Source organism: Pseudomarimonas salicorniae, from assembly GCF_023156535.1.
GTDB lineage: Bacteria > Pseudomonadota > Gammaproteobacteria > Xanthomonadales > Xanthomonadaceae > Pseudomarimonas > Pseudomarimonas salicorniae.
In genome coordinates this window covers 540,813-555,605 of the sequence record NZ_JALNMH010000001.1, presented here as the reverse complement: position 1 = coordinate 555,605, position 14,793 = coordinate 540,813, and the positions used below count along the sequence as shown (strand labels likewise).

The 14,793-nt window shown below is 70.1% G+C and carries 9 protein-coding genes and 1 pseudogene; 6 read left to right on the top strand and 4 right to left on the bottom strand.

All coding sequences use genetic code 11. The features are described from left to right. Window positions 1-209: 209 nt before the first annotated feature. From acnD to M0G41_RS02310, 3 genes are all read left to right on the top strand, one after another. On the top strand, window positions 210-2,822 hold the full coding sequence (gene acnD / locus M0G41_RS02320; protein ID WP_248204692.1) for a Fe/S-dependent 2-methylisocitrate dehydratase AcnD: 2,613 nt from the start codon (window positions 210-212) through the stop codon (window positions 2,820-2,822). 51 nt (window positions 2,823-2,873) lie between these two features. Next, window positions 2,874-5,942, top strand: a complete 3,069-nt coding sequence (locus tag M0G41_RS02315) for a CHAT domain-containing protein (protein WP_248204691.1) — start codon at window positions 2,874-2,876, stop codon at window positions 5,940-5,942. Window positions 5,943-6,011: 69 nt separating this feature from the next. Then, window positions 6,012-6,437, top strand: a complete 426-nt coding sequence (locus M0G41_RS02310) for a hypothetical protein (RefSeq protein ID WP_248204690.1) — start codon at window positions 6,012-6,014, stop codon at window positions 6,435-6,437. A gap of 31 nt (window positions 6,438-6,468) precedes the next feature. On the opposite strand, the gene M0G41_RS02305 is transcribed toward M0G41_RS02310, so the two are convergent. Then, complete coding sequence (locus M0G41_RS02305) at window positions 6,469-7,113, bottom strand: hypothetical protein (RefSeq protein WP_248204689.1); 645 nt, start codon at window positions 7,111-7,113, stop codon at window positions 6,469-6,471. A 9-nt stretch (window positions 7,114-7,122) separates the two neighbouring features. Then, window positions 7,123-7,773 (bottom strand): RNA polymerase sigma factor, encoded by a 651-nt coding sequence (locus M0G41_RS02300; protein ID WP_248204688.1) that lies wholly within the window; start codon window positions 7,771-7,773, stop codon window positions 7,123-7,125. 331 nt (window positions 7,774-8,104) lie between these two features. Between M0G41_RS02300 and M0G41_RS02295 the strand changes: the two genes are divergently transcribed. The 3 genes from M0G41_RS02295 to ubiB are packed head-to-tail and all read left to right on the top strand — an operon-like array spanning window position 8,105 to window position 11,188. Further along, the gene (locus tag M0G41_RS02295) at window positions 8,105-8,839 is read left to right on the top strand and encodes a hypothetical protein (protein ID WP_248204687.1); all 735 of its coding nucleotides are present in this window, start codon (window positions 8,105-8,107) and stop codon (window positions 8,837-8,839) included. A 55-nt stretch (window positions 8,840-8,894) separates the two neighbouring features. Beyond that, window positions 8,895-9,536 (top strand): ubiquinone biosynthesis accessory factor UbiJ, encoded by a 642-nt coding sequence (locus M0G41_RS02290; RefSeq protein WP_248204686.1) that lies wholly within the window; start codon window positions 8,895-8,897, stop codon window positions 9,534-9,536. Next, window positions 9,533-11,188, top strand: a complete 1,656-nt coding sequence (gene ubiB, locus M0G41_RS02285) for a ubiquinone biosynthesis regulatory protein kinase UbiB (RefSeq protein ID WP_248204685.1) — start codon at window positions 9,533-9,535, stop codon at window positions 11,186-11,188. Before M0G41_RS02290 ends, ubiB begins: the two co-directional genes overlap by 4 nt. A gap of 822 nt (window positions 11,189-12,010) precedes the next feature. On the opposite strand, the pseudogene hrpB reads toward ubiB, so the two are convergent. Both hrpB and M0G41_RS02275 read right to left on the bottom strand, forming a co-directional pair. Further along, window positions 12,011-14,496, bottom strand: a pseudogene (gene hrpB / locus M0G41_RS02280) (ATP-dependent helicase HrpB). Window positions 14,497-14,504: 8 nt separating this feature from the next. After that, complete coding sequence (locus tag M0G41_RS02275; protein ID WP_248204684.1) at window positions 14,505-14,783, bottom strand: hypothetical protein; 279 nt, start codon at window positions 14,781-14,783, stop codon at window positions 14,505-14,507. Window positions 14,784-14,793: the final 10 nt, after the last annotated feature.

Here is a 14,793-nt window from a genome sequence, read left to right as displayed (position 1 = left end):
GCCGCAACGCAGGCGGCCACAGGCCTGACCTGCAGGCGATGATCGACCTCATCTGCGGCCGGTCCTGGATCGCGCGGGAGCCGATCCCGCCCGGCGACGGAGGGAACAAAAGGGCCTCGCGGGCGCCATCGCTCCCTTCGGCTGGAGTATCGAGGTGACCCGCGGCCGCCCGCGGGTCGATAATTGCGCTTTTCCCCTCAGGAAAACCGATGAACAGCGCCCACCGCAAACCCCTTCCCGGCACCAAGCTCGACTGGTTCGACGCCCGCGAGGCGGTGGAGGCGCTGCAACCCGGCGCCTGGGACGGTCTGTCCTACACCGCCCGCGTGCATGCCGAGAACATCGTCCGCAAGTGCGAGCCGGCGATCCTGCGCGAGTGCCTCGAGCAGATCGTCCACCGCAAGCGCGAGCGCGACTTCCCCTGGTTCCCGGCACGCGTGGTCTGCCACGACATCCTCGGCCAGACCGCCCTGGTCGACCTTGCCGGCCTGCGCGATGCGATCGCCGAGCAGGGTGGCGATCCGGCGGCGGTGAATCCCGTCGTGCCGGTGCAGCTGATCGTCGACCACTCGCTGGCCGTCGAGTGCGGCGGCTATGTGCCCGACGCCTTCGAGAAGAACCGCGCCATCGAGGACCGGCGCAACGAGGACCGCTTCCACTTCATCGACTGGACCAAGCAGAGCTTCCGCAACGTCGACGTGATCCCCCCGGGCAACGGGATCATGCATCAGATCAACCTGGAGAAGATGTCGCCGGTGATCTACACCCAGGACGGCGTCGCCTTCCCGGACACCTGCGTCGGCACCGACAGCCATACGCCGCACGTCGACGCGCTGGGCGTGATCGCGGTGGGCGTCGGCGGGCTCGAGGCCGAGAACGTCATGCTCGGCCGCGCCTCATGGATGCGCCTGCCCGAAATCGTCGGCGTCGAGCTGAGCGGTCGCCCGCAGCCCGGCATCACCGCCACCGACATCGTGCTCTCCCTGACCGAGTTCCTGCGCAAGCAGCGCGTGGTCGGCGCCTACCTCGAGTTCCGCGGCGAGGGCGCGGCGGCGCTGACCGTGGGTGACCGCGCGACGATCTCCAACATGGCGCCGGAGTACGGCGCCACGGCCGCGCTGTTCTTCATCGACGACAACACGCTGGACTACCTGCGCCTGACCGGCCGCACCGACGAACAGGTGTCGCTGGTCGAGACCTACGCCAGGACCGCCGGCCTCTGGGCCGATGCGCTCAAGAACGCGCAGTACGAGCGCACCCTGCACTTCGACCTGTCCAGCGTGGTGCGCACCATGGCCGGCCCATCCAACCCGCATGCGCGCCTGGCCACCAGCGAGCTGGCCGCGCGCGGCATCGCGGTGGGCCTCGACAAGGCCCGCGCCGAGGAGGCCGAGGGCAAGCTGCCGGACGGCGCGGTGATCATCGCCGCGATCACCTCCTGCACCAATACCTCCAACCCGCGCAACGTCATCGCCGCCGGCCTGCTGGCCAAAAAGGCCAATGCGCTCGGCCTCTCGCGCAAACCCTGGGTGAAGAGCTCGCTGGCGCCCGGCTCCAAGGCTGTCGCGCTGTATCTCGACGAGGCCGGGCTGACCTCGGAGCTGGAACAGCTGGGTTTTGGCGTGGTGGCCTTTGCCTGCACCACCTGCAACGGCATGTCCGGGGCGCTGGACCCGGCCATCCAGCAGGAGATCATCGAACGCGACCTCTACTCGGTGGCCGTGCTCTCCGGCAACCGCAACTTCGACGGTCGTATCCACCCGTACGCCAAGCAGGCCTTCCTGGCGTCACCGCCGCTGGTCGTCGCCTACGCGATCGCCGGGACCATCCGCTTCGACATCGAGAAGGACGCGCTGGGCCATCGCGAGGACGGCACGCCGATCACCCTGATGGACCTCTGGCCGAGCGATGCAGAGATCGACGCCGTGGTGAAACAGTCGGTGAAGCCCGAACAGTACCGCCGTGTCTATGACCCGATGTTCTCGGTGCGCGTCGAGCACGGCGAGAAGGTCAGCCCGCTGTACGACTGGCGGCCGAAATCGACCTACATCCGCCGCCCGCCCTACTGGGAAGGTGCGCTGGCCAAGCCGCGCACGCTGCGCGACCTGCGCCCGCTGGCCATCCTGCCGGACAACATCACCACCGACCATCTCTCGCCGAGCAACGCGATCCTGCTCGACAGCGCCGCCGGCGAGTACCTGGCGAAGATGGGCCTGCCGGAAGAGGACTTCAATTCCTACGCCACCCACCGCGGCGACCATCTGACCGCGCAGCGCGCCACGTTTGCCAACCCCAAGCTGTTCAACGAGATGGTCCGCGACGAGAACGGCAAGGTGCGCCAGGGTTCGCTGGCCCGCGTCGAGCCCGAGGGCAAGGTCATGCGCATGTGGGAAGCGATCGAGACCTACATGGAGCGCAGCCAGCCGCTGATCATCATTGCCGGGGCCGACTACGGCCAGGGCAGCTCGCGCGACTGGGCGGCCAAGGGCGTGCGTCTCGCCGGCGTCGAGGTGATCGTTGCGGAAGGCTTCGAGCGCATCCACCGCACCAACCTGATCGGCATGGGCGTGCTGCCCTGCGAATTCCTTCCCGGCACCACGCGCCTGACCCTCGGCCTCGACGGCACCGAAACCTACGACATCACCGGCGAACGCACCCCCGGCGCCACCCTCACCCTGCGCATCCACCGCCGCAGCGGCGAGACCGTCGAGGTGCCGGTGCGCTGCCGACTGGATACCGGCGAGGAAGTGGCCATCTACGAGGCCGGCGGCGTCCTGCAGCGCTTCGCCCAGGACTTCCTTGAGGCCAGCCGGGCTGCCTAGCGGTCCGCTGGAGGGCCGCGGACGGCGTGCCAGCGTGCGCCGACCGCGGCCGTGCTGCTCGCAAGCGAAACCTGCCTCACGCATCATGCCGGCATGCTGATACGCCTCGCCGTCATGCTGCTGATCGCACTGGCCTGCCGCGCGGCGGCCGCCGCCTGCGATGCCGGCGACCAGGTGGTGGTCAGCGCCGATCGCATCGAGATCACCCGCCCCGCGCCTGGCCAGGCCCTGGTCGGCTGGATCGAGATGACCGGCGCCGAATGGGAAGTGCTGGCCGACGGCGCCCCGCTGCCGGTCTGGCCGGAGCGCTCCGGTCGGCTGCCGCTGCATGTCCCCGCCTCCGGCGAATCCCGCATGCTGACGCTCCCCCTGCGCCACGCAGCGGGACCCGACTCGCGACTGCCCCGGGTCGAACTCGAATGTCTCGACGCGCTGGATCCCGCAGCCCAGCGCCAGGCGCTGCTGGTGGACCTTGCCGGGGCGCATGCCCGGCTTTCGAAGAGCGCCGCGCCGCTCAAGGCGATGCGGTGGGTCGGCCGGATGGCCGGGGCGCTTTGGCGTTCGGCCGGCGACGGGAAGGCGGTTGACTGGATCGAGCATCAGGCCCTGTTGCTGGCGATCACCGGCAGCCAACGAGGCATTGCCGCAGCGTGGGCAGAGCGGTTGCAATCGCGCGCTGAATCGCGCGGAGACGAGAAGCTTTCGGCCCATGCAGAGTTGATAGCTGGCCAGATGCTCTTGATGCTGGCTCCCGAGCCGGCGCGCCGACATCTGGGCGCGGCGGAGGAGCGGTTCCGTAGTCTTGGCGACGACTACTATGCGGCCGTTGCCCGCCAGGAGCTTTGCCTGCATCTGCGCCTGTCCGGGGACCCGGAGCGGGCGGTCGACTGTTACGCCAGAGTCATAGCCACCCATCGTCGTTTGGGCGAGAGCGACAGCGCGCTTCGAACGCAGCTTAACCGTGCCACCGCGCTCTCCAGCCTTGGGCGCTACGACGAAGCGTTCGCTCAACTGAACGAGGCAGAAAGGACTGCCGTCGGAACGGTTGATCCATCCTTGCGCGCTGCTCTACTGAGGCAGCGAGCCCAATTCCAGACTTGGCGGGGGCAGTTCGGAGCCGCGCTCAAGCTGCTCCGTCAACTCAGGCGTCACTACGATCAGGTAATGGACCCGGTCTGGTCGGCACACACCGATTTCCTGATTGGCACCAATTTTCTTCTGGCAGGAGAGCCTATCCGGGCCTTGGAGTACTACGACCAAGCAGAACAGAGAATTGCAGGCACCCCGCATGTCCATCTAAGAATAAAGATCCGGCTCGCCAAATCGGTGACCCATACCGCACTCGATCGCTCGGCCGACGCTATCGAGTTCGCACGCGAGGCGTTGGAAGATGTCGATCAGGCCAACGATCTGCTTACCGAGCAGAGCGCCTGGATGCGCCTTTCCGAGGCCCTGTTGGCGGCCGGGCGTGATATGCAGGCTGCAGAGGCGCTTGAGCGCCTGCCTGGTGATCTCACCCCTCGCTTGAAGCTGCAGAAGGCGCTCATCACTGCCGAGTTGGGGCGCGCTGATGAGGCGCGACCATCCTGGCAAGAGGAACTGGACGTAGCGCTGGCTGCGGACCAGCTGCTCCTGGCCATGCGCATCGGGGAGCGGTTGGTACATGAGCTGGCGGAGATGGGCGACGATGAGGCGGCGCTGGCGCAGGCCACGCGCCTCTTCGCGCGGGTGATTCCGGTGGTTCGCTCCCTACGATCGCCGGCGCTGCGCGACGCGCTTTCCGGCCAGCTTCACGGCATCGTGGTGGAGCTACTCGCATTTCAGCCGGAAGGACCAGTTTCCGCAGGTCGGGCCGAAACAATACGGGCTCTACTTTGGAAGCTGGCCGATGCCCATTCGGCCACCGGCGGTGTCGAGGACTCCGAGCTGCTGCTGAAGCTGGAGAAGCAGCTCGGGCTTGAACTGCTTCCGGGGGGCAATGGCCCCGAGGTGGCTTCAGGATCGCTGCATCTGGCGCTCATCGATGCCGAGAGCCAAGCAGAAACCGGTGGACCACAGCGTCTCCCGGGCACGGAGCGGCTGGTGTTGGGCAAGAATCAGCGCTTCGCGGCACCGCTGATTGGCCGACGCGCCGGGGGCTGGCTGGTGTTTGATGGTGCGGCCTGGTCCTGGTGGCCGATGGACGTGCAGGGCCTGCGCGGGGCGCGCAACGGCCTGGTCGATGCCCTGTCTGACGGCCATGCCGATGGCGACCAAGTGGCCGAGTACAGTCGGCACCTGCGCGAGGCGCTCGGACTACATAGATGGGTGGACGAGAGTGTCGAGCGCTTGTGGCTGCTGATGCACCGCGAGCTGGCAGTTCTGCCACTGGATATCGTCCTGCCGGGGGCGGCCCATACGGCGGTGGGCTGGGTCATCTTTCCCGGCAATACGGACCGCCCAACCCCTTCCAGGGTCTGGGCGCTCGGCGTGGATGCCTCGGGTGGTTCTCCGCTGCCCGAACTGTCCGCGGTGTCGAGGGAGGTTTCAGAAGTCCACGCGATCTGGCCGGCGGATGCGCATGGCCGGAGCGAAGCGCGGGCAAGCCGCGGGCGGCTATTCGAGGCGCTCGCCGACCAGGATGCCCTGGTCCATCTGGCAGCGCATGGCCGCGCATCCAGGACCCACTATGAGGGCTCGGGTCTTTGGATGGCCGACGCCGAAGGCAGGCCCGATTTTGTAAGCGCCTACCGCCTGCGCACCTCACCGGTGAAGGCTGCGCTGGTGGTGCTCTCTGCCTGCGAAACCGGACAGGGCGCCGGCCGCCAGGGGATCGGCATCGGGGGCGTGGCCTCCAGCCTGGCCGAGGCTGGCGCCGGGTCCGTGGTCGGAGCGCGCTGGGCGGTCGGCGATCGCGCCGCGCTGGCCTTCTCGCTGGCCTTCCACCGTGCGCTGAAGCAGCACCCTGCCGATCCCGAGCGCGCCCTCGCGGTCGCGACTGCGGAGATTCGGCGTATCCCGACGTTAAGAAACCCCACTCACTGGTCGGGCTGGTTCGTGCTCAGCCGCGGCGTTCCCGGCCCCGGAGAATCCGTCGAGTCCCGCGCGGAAAAGCCGACGAACGGCAGGCCGCTGGGATAACACCCCCGTTCGAGACACCTAGAGTTTCCGAAGCCACCCATCCCGGTGGCACCAACCGGAGACTCTGCCATGCAAGCCAATGCCTCGAACAACGTCACCCCGATCCGCTCCCGCAGCCTGGACCCGATCGTCCCGCCGCGAGCGGATCGCAGCGCGTCGCAGGGAGATATCGACCAGTGGGAACGCGAGATCTTCTTCCAGCCCAGCCTGCAGGAGGCCGAGCGCCGGGCCCAGCCTGCAGGCAAACACGTCGCCCTGCTGTTGGCCCTGGTGGTCGGGTTCGGAACCATGGGCAGCGCCCTGGCGGAGGAGATCGAGTCGACCGGCCAGCGGCCCGTGCCAGAGGTCTCCTTCGTCGAGAGCCTCGGCAACTGGTTGCGGTGGCTGTTCCTGGCCGGGGAGCGCGAGCAGGCAGACAGCTTGCTGAAGTCGTCCACGGAGAACGGCGACCCCAACGAAGGCGAACCCGTCGTCCTACCCAACCTCATCCCGTAAATGCCCCAGGCGGCTACCCCAAGGCTGCCCCTCAGGGCCGATAGCGAAACGCCAGCCGGCTCACCGGCTCGGCGTCGGCTTCGCCGTGCGGGCGGATCTCGATGTGATAGACGCCGGGCTCCAGGGCCGCGCGTTCGAAAGCGAGGCTGAGCACGCCCTGGTCGGCATCGAGCTGGCTGAGGTGGATCGGCGGCGGCCCGCCGCCGTCGGGCACCAGGGCGACGTCGAACAGCGTGCCCTGCGCGGGCGCCGGGACCTCCAGCGCGAGCAGGCGGGTGCGACTGCGCGGCGCAACCAGCATCGGCTCTTCCGCGCCACGGCGGACGTCGACGCTGACCCATTCCACGTTGCCGGTCGAGACCGGCTGCGGGGCGCGCAGCAGCTGCGGCAGCACGGCGACCCCAGCCACCGTGGCGGCGAGGGCAAGGCCGATCGCGGCGCGCCGCTGGCCACGGCGACGCGCTGTCTTCGCGGCGACGGCCGGCGGGTTGGCACGCTCCTCGTCCATGGCCTGCTCGAAGGCGGCATCGGCCTGGGCCGCGCGGAGGAGGTCGGGCTCCATGAACAGTCGCACCTCGAAGGCGCTGCTCGCGGCCTCGTCAAGCTCACCGCGACGCCAGGCTCGCAGCAGTCGGTTGTCCTCTTCGGAAACCACGGGTGGCGGCATCAGGCTCATCGGGTCACCTCAGGTGTATTCGGCACGCGTGCCCTGCCACAAGGCGAGAAAACGCTGCCTTGCGCGGTGCAGGACACGGCCCAGCTGGACGCTGTCCAGCGCGAATCGCGCCTGGACCAGGGCGGTGGGTTGTTCTTCGATGTAGTAGCTGTAGAGGACCTGGCGGTCGCGCTCGTTGCGCATCGAGGCCAGCACGGCGCGCACGCAGTGGCGGCGCTCCTCGGCCGCGATCACGTCGAGCACCGTGGGCTGCTGGGCATCGGCGACGCGATCAAGCAGCTCGGCGTCGGCATCGGTGCGCTGGCGATAGACCTTGCGCTCGGCGTTCATGGCCAGGCGCCGGGCAGTCTCCAGGGTGAACTCGACCAGGGCCCGCGGCTCGATCACGCGCCCCTCGCGCGCGGCTTCGAGGACGACCAGCAAGGTGTCCTGCTGCAGATCGGCGCAGCGGTCGTCGCGGCCCAGCCGGCGCCGCAGCACCATGGCCAGGGGCTCGGAGAGGGCCAGCACCAGCTCGGTCTCGGCGTCACGGTCCCCCGACCGCACGCGCTCCAGCATCCCGGCATAGTCGGGCGGCGCACAGGGCGCCGCGACGGCCACCGGCGCGAGGGCCGGGGTTCCGCTGCGTGCTGCCTGGTCTGTGCTGCCGTCGCCGGTCATGGCCCGTGCCGGAATCGATCCCGGGTCCAGCATAGCGGCAGGGCGAAGGGGAGCCTATGTCCGTTTGAGCCGAAATCCAGTCAAACGGCAGTTTTTTCCGGTCCTGGGATCGCCTTCACGCAGCGCTGGTCGCCCAGTTGCCAGTCAGTGAAGGGCTGACATGGGTCGCGTCCCGACGGGTCGATGACCAGGGCCGCGGCCGTTGGGCCTGGGCGGGAGGGGCGGGTTGCAGGGCACCGTCCGTCGGCCGGTGCGCGGGGGGTGGGAGATCCGGCCCGGTGGTGACACCTCAGCACTGGGGCCCCGCTGTCCCGGGCCAAGGAAGCTTACGATGCCGCGCAATTTCGACGGGCGCCTGCCGCGCCAACCCGAATCACCCCTGCACAACCTGTGGCACCGCCGCTATGCGGATACCCAATGCGTCGGCAACGGCGCCTGGGAGCTGCTGCTGGAGGCGCTCAAGCCCTGGTTCTCCTCCGAGGGCCTGCTCACCGCGCGAGCCAATCCCGCGCCGATCGAGGACGCCCTGATGGAGTTCCTGGCCAGCCTGCGCCCGCTGCGCAACCGGCGCCGGCCACGTCGCCTGTATGTGGCCTATCGCCAGGCCGACATCCTGGATGCCAAGCGGATCGCCTCCCTGGGCAATACCAGCGGCATGGCCTTCTGGCTGGATGCCCACGACGAGCTGCGCTTCCTGCCCGGCATGGAGGCCAACCCCCTGCAGGAGGTGCTCTCGGTGGCTGCGATGGAGATGGGTCTGCTCAACGCCTCGCATGTGGTGATCGTCCACTCGCCGGGGCCTGAGGGGGTCAGTGGCTACCTGCTCGGTCGCGCGCGCGAACACGCGGCCCTGGTGCGCTCGACCGCGCTGTGGAGCGACGAGCCGCTGGACTGGGCGCGCCGCGCCAGCCTGGTTCCGATGCTGGACAGCGAGCGGGCGCTGGGACGGTGGCTGGACGGCCTGCCGCCCCAGGCAGGTCGGGGCGAGTCCCGCGTGCTGCGGGCAGCACTGACTCGCCGCGGCGGCCAGGAGCCGGCACCGACGCTGCAGGCCGCGGGCACCTGAACCCCGCCGGCGGGCGCCACGCCGCCTTCTCGCGGCGCCCGCCTACAATGACGGGATGAACGAGCTTCCCGCCCCCCTGCGCGCCGCCCTGCCGATGGCCGGACGCGCCCTCGAGGCCGCCCTGGACCGCGTGCTGGCCCTGGATCCGGAGACCCGTGCCGCCCTGCCGACGCTGGATGGCCGGCGCATCCAGCTGCACCTGGCCGCACCGCCGCTGTCGATGGAACTGCGCGTCGAGGGCGATCGCCTGCGGGTCGGCCCGGCCACCACCACCGGGGAGCCCGACCTCAGCCTGAAGACCACGCTGGGCGCGATGATCGGCCAGCTATTGCCCCAGGCCGGCAGCGCCCCGGGCGCGGGTCGCATGCGCATCAGCGGTGATGCCGAACTGGCCCAGCGCCTGCAGAAGCTGGCCCGCGGCTTCGATCCGGATTTCGACGCCGCCTTCTCCCGGGTCTTCGGCGAGGTGCTGGGCGTGCAGATCGCCCGCGCCCTGCGCGAGGGCCTGCGCCAGGGCCGTGAGCTCGGCGGGCAGGCCGCCCGCGGCGCGGTGGACTACCTGGTGGAGGAGCGCCGCGACCTGGTCTCGCGGGCCGAGCAGGAGGCCTTCTTCGACGATGTCGACGAGCTTCGCGACGCGGTGGAACGCCTTGAAGTGAGGATCGGCCGCCTGCCCGAGCGAGGCGAGCCTCGATGAGAAGCGTATTCCGGGCCACGCGCATCCTGCGCGAGCTGGTCCGCTATCGGCTGGATTCCCTGCTCGATGGCAGCGGCGCCGAGCCGCTGATGCGCCTGCTGCGCCCCTTCGTACCGAAGGCGCGCGGCGAGATCGCCGCTCTGTCGCGCGGCGCCCGATTGCGCATGGCGCTGCAGTCGCTCGGCCCGATCTTCGTCAAGTTCGGTCAGGTGCTTTCGACCCGGCGCGATCTGCTGCCGCCGGATATCGCCGAAGAGCTGGCCCTGCTCCAGGACCGCGTGGCGCCCTTCGACGGCGTGGCCGCCCGACGCATCGTCGAGTCCGAGCTGGGCCGGCCGATCGCCGAGCTGTTCGCCGAGTTCGACGAGACTCCGCTGGCCTCGGCCTCGATCGCCCAGGTGCACCCGGCGCGGCTCGCCGATGGCCGCGAGGTGGTGGTCAAGGTGCTGCGCCCGGGTATCGAGAAGCAGATCACCGCCGATATTTCGCTGCTGCGCGCCCTCGCCGAGTTGGCCGCGCGCCACCATCCGCGTGCCGAGAAGATCCGCCCGCTCGAGGTGATCGCCGAGATCGAGTCCACGCTGAAGGGCGAACTGGACCTGCAGCGCGAGGGCGCCAACGCCTCGCTGTTGCGGCGCAACTGGAAGGATTCGCCGGACCTCTACGTGCCCGAGGTGCACTGGAGCCACAGCGCCGAGCGCGTGCTGACCCTGGAGCGGGTGCGCGGCATCCCCAGCGACGACGTCAAGGCGCTGGACGCGGCCGGAGTCGATCGTCGCGTGCTGGCGGCCAAGGGCGTGCGGGTGTTCTACACCCAGGTCTTCCGCGACAACTTCTTCCACGCCGACGCCCATGCCGGAAACATCTGGGTCGATCCCTCGACGCCGGGCAATCCGCGCTTCATCGCGCTGGATTTCGGAATCATGGGCCAGTTGCCCGCGCGGGATCAGTACTACCTCGCCGAGAACTTCATGGCGGTGTTCCAGCGTGACTACCGGCGCATTGCCGAGCTGCACGTGGAGGCGGGCTGGATGCCGGCCAGCGTGCGCATCGAGGAACTGGAGGCCGCCACCCGGGCAGTCTGCGAGCCCTACTTCACCCGCCCGCTGTCGGAAATCGCGCTGGGCGAGGTGGTGGTCAAGCTGTTCCGAACCGCGCAGCAGTACGAGCTGACCCTGCAGCCGCAGCTGATCCTGCTGCAGAAGACCCTGCTCAACATCGAGGGCGTCGGCCGCCTGCTCGATCCGCAGTTGGATATCTGGGCGGTCGCCCATCCGGTGCTGGAGCAGATCCTGCGCGAGCGCTACAGCCCCGCCCAGCTCGGCCGCGAGTTGCGCAAGCGGATGCCGGAGATCATGACCCATGCGCCGGACATGCCGCGCTTGATCCGCGAGTGGCTGGTCCAGCAGACCACTGGCCAGCATGCCCTGCAGATGCGCTCGCTGGACCTGCAGGCCCTGGTCGCGGTCAGCCGCGAGGGCCAGCGCAAGACGGTCTACGCCATCCTTGGCACCGGGCTCATGGTCACCGCCGCTGTGCTCTATTCCCTCGAGGCCGGCGGGCCACAGGTGTTCGATGTCGCCGCTGCCGTGTGGATCGCCGCGGTCGGCGCGCTAGGCGCCTTCTACGCGGCCTGGCCGAAACGCAGCTGAGCCCCGCCGCTGCGCCGGAGCGCAGCGCCCGGGGTGGACGGGCATCGAGGGCGCCAATCGGACGTTCGGCAAGACCCGAATGTAGGAGCCAGCTTGCTGGCGATAGGCACGCCGGACGGGACGATCGCCAGCAAGCTGGCTCCTACACGCAACGGCGTTGCCAGATCCTGCGCCGCAATGCATATCTCGCCGGAGTCACATTGTGGGAGCGCCCTTGGGCGCGACCGCGGCGCTACGGATTCACCACAGACCGCGGCCAGAGCGGGTTTCCGCGGTCGCGCCCAAGGGCGCTCCCACAGTCGGGCTTCGTTGCGCGTCGGCGAAGCCCCATAGGGTGCGTCTTGGACGCACCGATACAGGCGTTCGGACGGTACGCCCGGTGCGGCCAGCCGCACCCTATTGATGTCTGCGTTGCGCCCGACCTACCCCTTTCTAACCCTATGCATTGCGCGGCTTGGCCCGATGGGTGGGGGTGGCCGACCAGGGGTCGTCGGGCCAGGGGTGAGGCCCGGCGTCCATGCAGGCGCCAGCCTGTATGCCGGGCCGAACGCCCGGAGCACGGAGTGCGCAGGGCCGGACCCACACGATGAGGCAGGATGCCGAATCGATGTGGGCTGCACCCCTTCGGCCCTATGCACCGCGCGGCTTGGCCCGATGGGTGGGGGTGGCCGACCAGGGGTCGTCGGGCCAGGGGTGAGGCCCGGCGTTCATGCAGGCGCCAGCCTGTATGCCGGGCCGAACGCCCGGAGCACGGAGTGCGCAGGGCCGGACCCACACGATGAGGCAGGATGCCGAATCGATGTGGGCTGCACCCCTTCGGCCCTATGCACCGCGCGGCTTGGCCCGATGGGTGGGGGTGGCCGACCAGGGGTCGTCGGGCCACGGGTGCTTCGGGTACCGCCCCTTCATCTCCTTGCGCACCTCGGGATAGGTGCGCTCCCAGAAGCCCTTGAGGTCCTGGGTGACCTGCAGCGGGCGGCCGGCGGGCGAGAGAAGGTGCAGGGTGAGCGGGATGCGGCCGTCGGCGATGCGCGGGGTGTCGGCCATGCCGAAGAGTTCCTGCAGCTTCACTGCCAGCACCGGATCGCCCTCGGCGGTGTAATCGACCCGCCGATCCATGCCCGAGGGCACACTGATCCGGGTCGGGGCGAGGCGGTCCAGCGCCTGGCGCTGCGACCACTCGAGGCGGGAGCGCAGGGCAGCGTCCAGCTCGGACTCGGCCAGCGCGTCGAGGCGTCCCTTGCCGGCCAGGGCCGGCTGCAGCCAGTCCTCCAGCGAATCGAGCAGGGCGCTGTCGGACATGTCGGGCAGGCCGTGCTCCGGGCAGTGTCGGCGCAGCAGTTCGATCCGGGCGCGCAGCTGGTGCAGGCCTTCGGTCCAGGGCAGGGCGGCGAGGCCCAGCTGGCGCACGGCGTCGACCAGGGCCTCGGCGTAGCGGGAGCGGTCAGGGCTCGGCAGGGGCCGGGCCTCGAGCAGGATGCGTTCGAAGCGCCGCTCGCGCTGGGCCACGATCGCGCGCCGCTCGGCGTCCCAGCGCACCGCATCGACCTCGGTGAAACGCTCGGCGAAGTCTTGCTGCAATTTTGCCGGATCGACCGGCGTGCCGCGCAGGATCAGCGCATCGCCGTGCTCATGGCGCAGTTCGCTGATCACCAGCCAGGGTTCGCCGAATAGGGCGCTGTCCTCGAACAGCCGCGCACTGCGCCCGTTGGCCAGCTGGTAGCGGCGCGGCTGCTGCGGGTGCTGTCGGGCGATGCGGTCGGGGAAGGCATGCGCCAGCAGGTTGCCCAGCGCATACCCGCTGGCCTCCGTCGGCGCGCCGCGGGCGCCCAGGCGACGCCGCCATTGCCCGGCCTGACGCTCGATGCCCTGCAGCGTCCCACGATGGACGCCGGGATCGGCGCGACCGGCGCGCAGGGCGGCCAGCGCCTGCCAGCGCGAGAGCAGATCGTCGCGCCGGTCTCGCAGCGGATCGCGCGATTCGACCAGGGCGGCGAGATCGCAGGCAAGGCCTCGTTCACCCTCCCCCGCCGCCGCCAGCATGGCGGCCAACCGCGGCTGGGTGCCAAGCGCCAGCATGCGCCGGCCCAGCGGGGTGATCGCCTCGCCCTCCAGGGCGCCGAGGCGGCGCAGCAGCTCCTGGCCGGCGGCCAGCGCCCCGGGCGGAGGCGGATCGGGGAAGCGCAGCGCGCTGCTGCCCCAGACGGCCATCTCCAGGACCAGGGCGGACAGCTCGACCTGGCCGATCTCGGCGCGCCGCTGGGGTTCGAGACGCTGGGAGGCCGGCCACAGCCGGTAGCACCAACCCTCGGCGACGCGGCCGGCGCGTCCTGCGCGCTGGTCGGCGGAAGCCTGGCTGATGCTCACCGTGGCCAGCCGCGAGAACCCGGAGTTGGGATCGAAGCGCGGCTCGCGGGCCAGCCCGGAGTCGATCACCACCCGCACCGCAGGCAGGGTGACCGAGCTTTCGGCGACGTTGGTCGCCAGCACCACCCGCCGCCGTCCTTCGGGGTCGGGGCGCAGCACCTCAACTTGCCGTTCCACCGACAGCTCACCGTGCAGGGCGAGCAGGCGAACGTCGCGGCCGGCCAGGGCATCAAGCAGGGCGCGCTCGGCCTGGGCGATCTCGCGCTGGCCGGGCAGGAAGACCAGCAGGTCACCCGGATGCGCCTCCAGAGCACGTTCGACGCAGCGGCGCAGCTGGCCGGTCAGGGGCTCGTCGCGAAGGGCTGGAAAGTGGCCGATCTCGACTGGATGACTGCGCCCCTCCGAACGCAGCCCGGCGGCGTCCAGCCAGCGCACCAGGCGCTCGCCGTCGAGCGTCGCCGACATCAGCACGATGCGCAGGTCCTCACGCAGCTGGGCCTGCACATCGAGGGCGAGGGCCAGGCCGAGGTCGGCGCTGAGGTGGCGCTCGTGGAACTCGTCGAAGATCAGCGCGGCGACGCCGTCGAGCAGCGGGTCGTCCTGGATCATCCGGGCGAGGATGCCTTCGGTGACCACCTCGATCCGGGTCCGCGCCCCGACCTTCGACTCGAAGCGGATTCTATAACCTACCGTTTCACCTACCGCCTCGCCCAGCGACTCGGCCATGAAGGCCGCGGCCGCGCGGGCGGCGACGCGGCGCGGCGCGGCTCCAGCATCAGGATGCGACCGTCCCCACGCCACAGGGCATCGAGCAGGGCCAGCGGCACGCGGGTGGTCTTGCCCGCTCCGGGGGGCGCCTCGAGGACCAGGCGGGTGCCGGCTTCCAGCGCGGCGCGCAGGGCCGGGAGCTGCGCATCGATGGGCAGGGCGGGTCCGTGCATCCGGGTCCTCAGGCGGGGGGCGGCGTGCGCAGGGAGGCGCGGAGCGCACGCAGTTGGATGTCGCTCATCTTGCCCATCGTCGGCCAGGGCATGAAGGGGGCGATGGCACTGTCGTCCGGGTGCCGGCCCTCGTGCATCGCCCGCAGGCGGTTGACATCGCTCCAGCCGCCAAGCCGGCCCGGCCGAAGATCGGCGCCCGCCGGCGCGTCGGGGATGAGCGGGACGCCGCCCGCCGGCCCGTCCAGGGCCAGCAGGCGGCGGTCCAACTCAATATGGCAGACGCGCATTCGATCCGGT

Excerpts from the sequence above, each read along its gene's own strand:
- acnD (WP_248204692.1), top strand. The coding sequence starts at position 210 with ATGAACAGCGCCCACCGCAAACCCCTTCCCGGCACCAAGCTCGACTGG.
- M0G41_RS02310 (WP_248204690.1), top strand. The coding sequence starts at position 6,012 with ATGCAAGCCAATGCCTCGAACAACGTCACCCCGATCCGCTCCCGCAGC.
- M0G41_RS02305 (WP_248204689.1), bottom strand. The coding sequence starts at position 7,113 with ATGAGCCTGATGCCGCCACCCGTGGTTTCCGAAGAGGACAACCGACTG.
- M0G41_RS02300 (WP_248204688.1), bottom strand. The coding sequence starts at position 7,773 with ATGACCGGCGACGGCAGCACAGACCAGGCAGCACGCAGCGGAACCCCG.
- M0G41_RS02295 (WP_248204687.1), top strand. The coding sequence starts at position 8,105 with ATGCCGCGCAATTTCGACGGGCGCCTGCCGCGCCAACCCGAATCACCC.
- M0G41_RS02290 (WP_248204686.1), top strand. The coding sequence starts at position 8,895 with ATGAACGAGCTTCCCGCCCCCCTGCGCGCCGCCCTGCCGATGGCCGGA.
- ubiB (WP_248204685.1), top strand. The coding sequence starts at position 9,533 with ATGAGAAGCGTATTCCGGGCCACGCGCATCCTGCGCGAGCTGGTCCGC.
- M0G41_RS02275 (WP_248204684.1), bottom strand. The coding sequence starts at position 14,783 with ATGCGCGTCTGCCATATTGAGTTGGACCGCCGCCTGCTGGCCCTGGAC.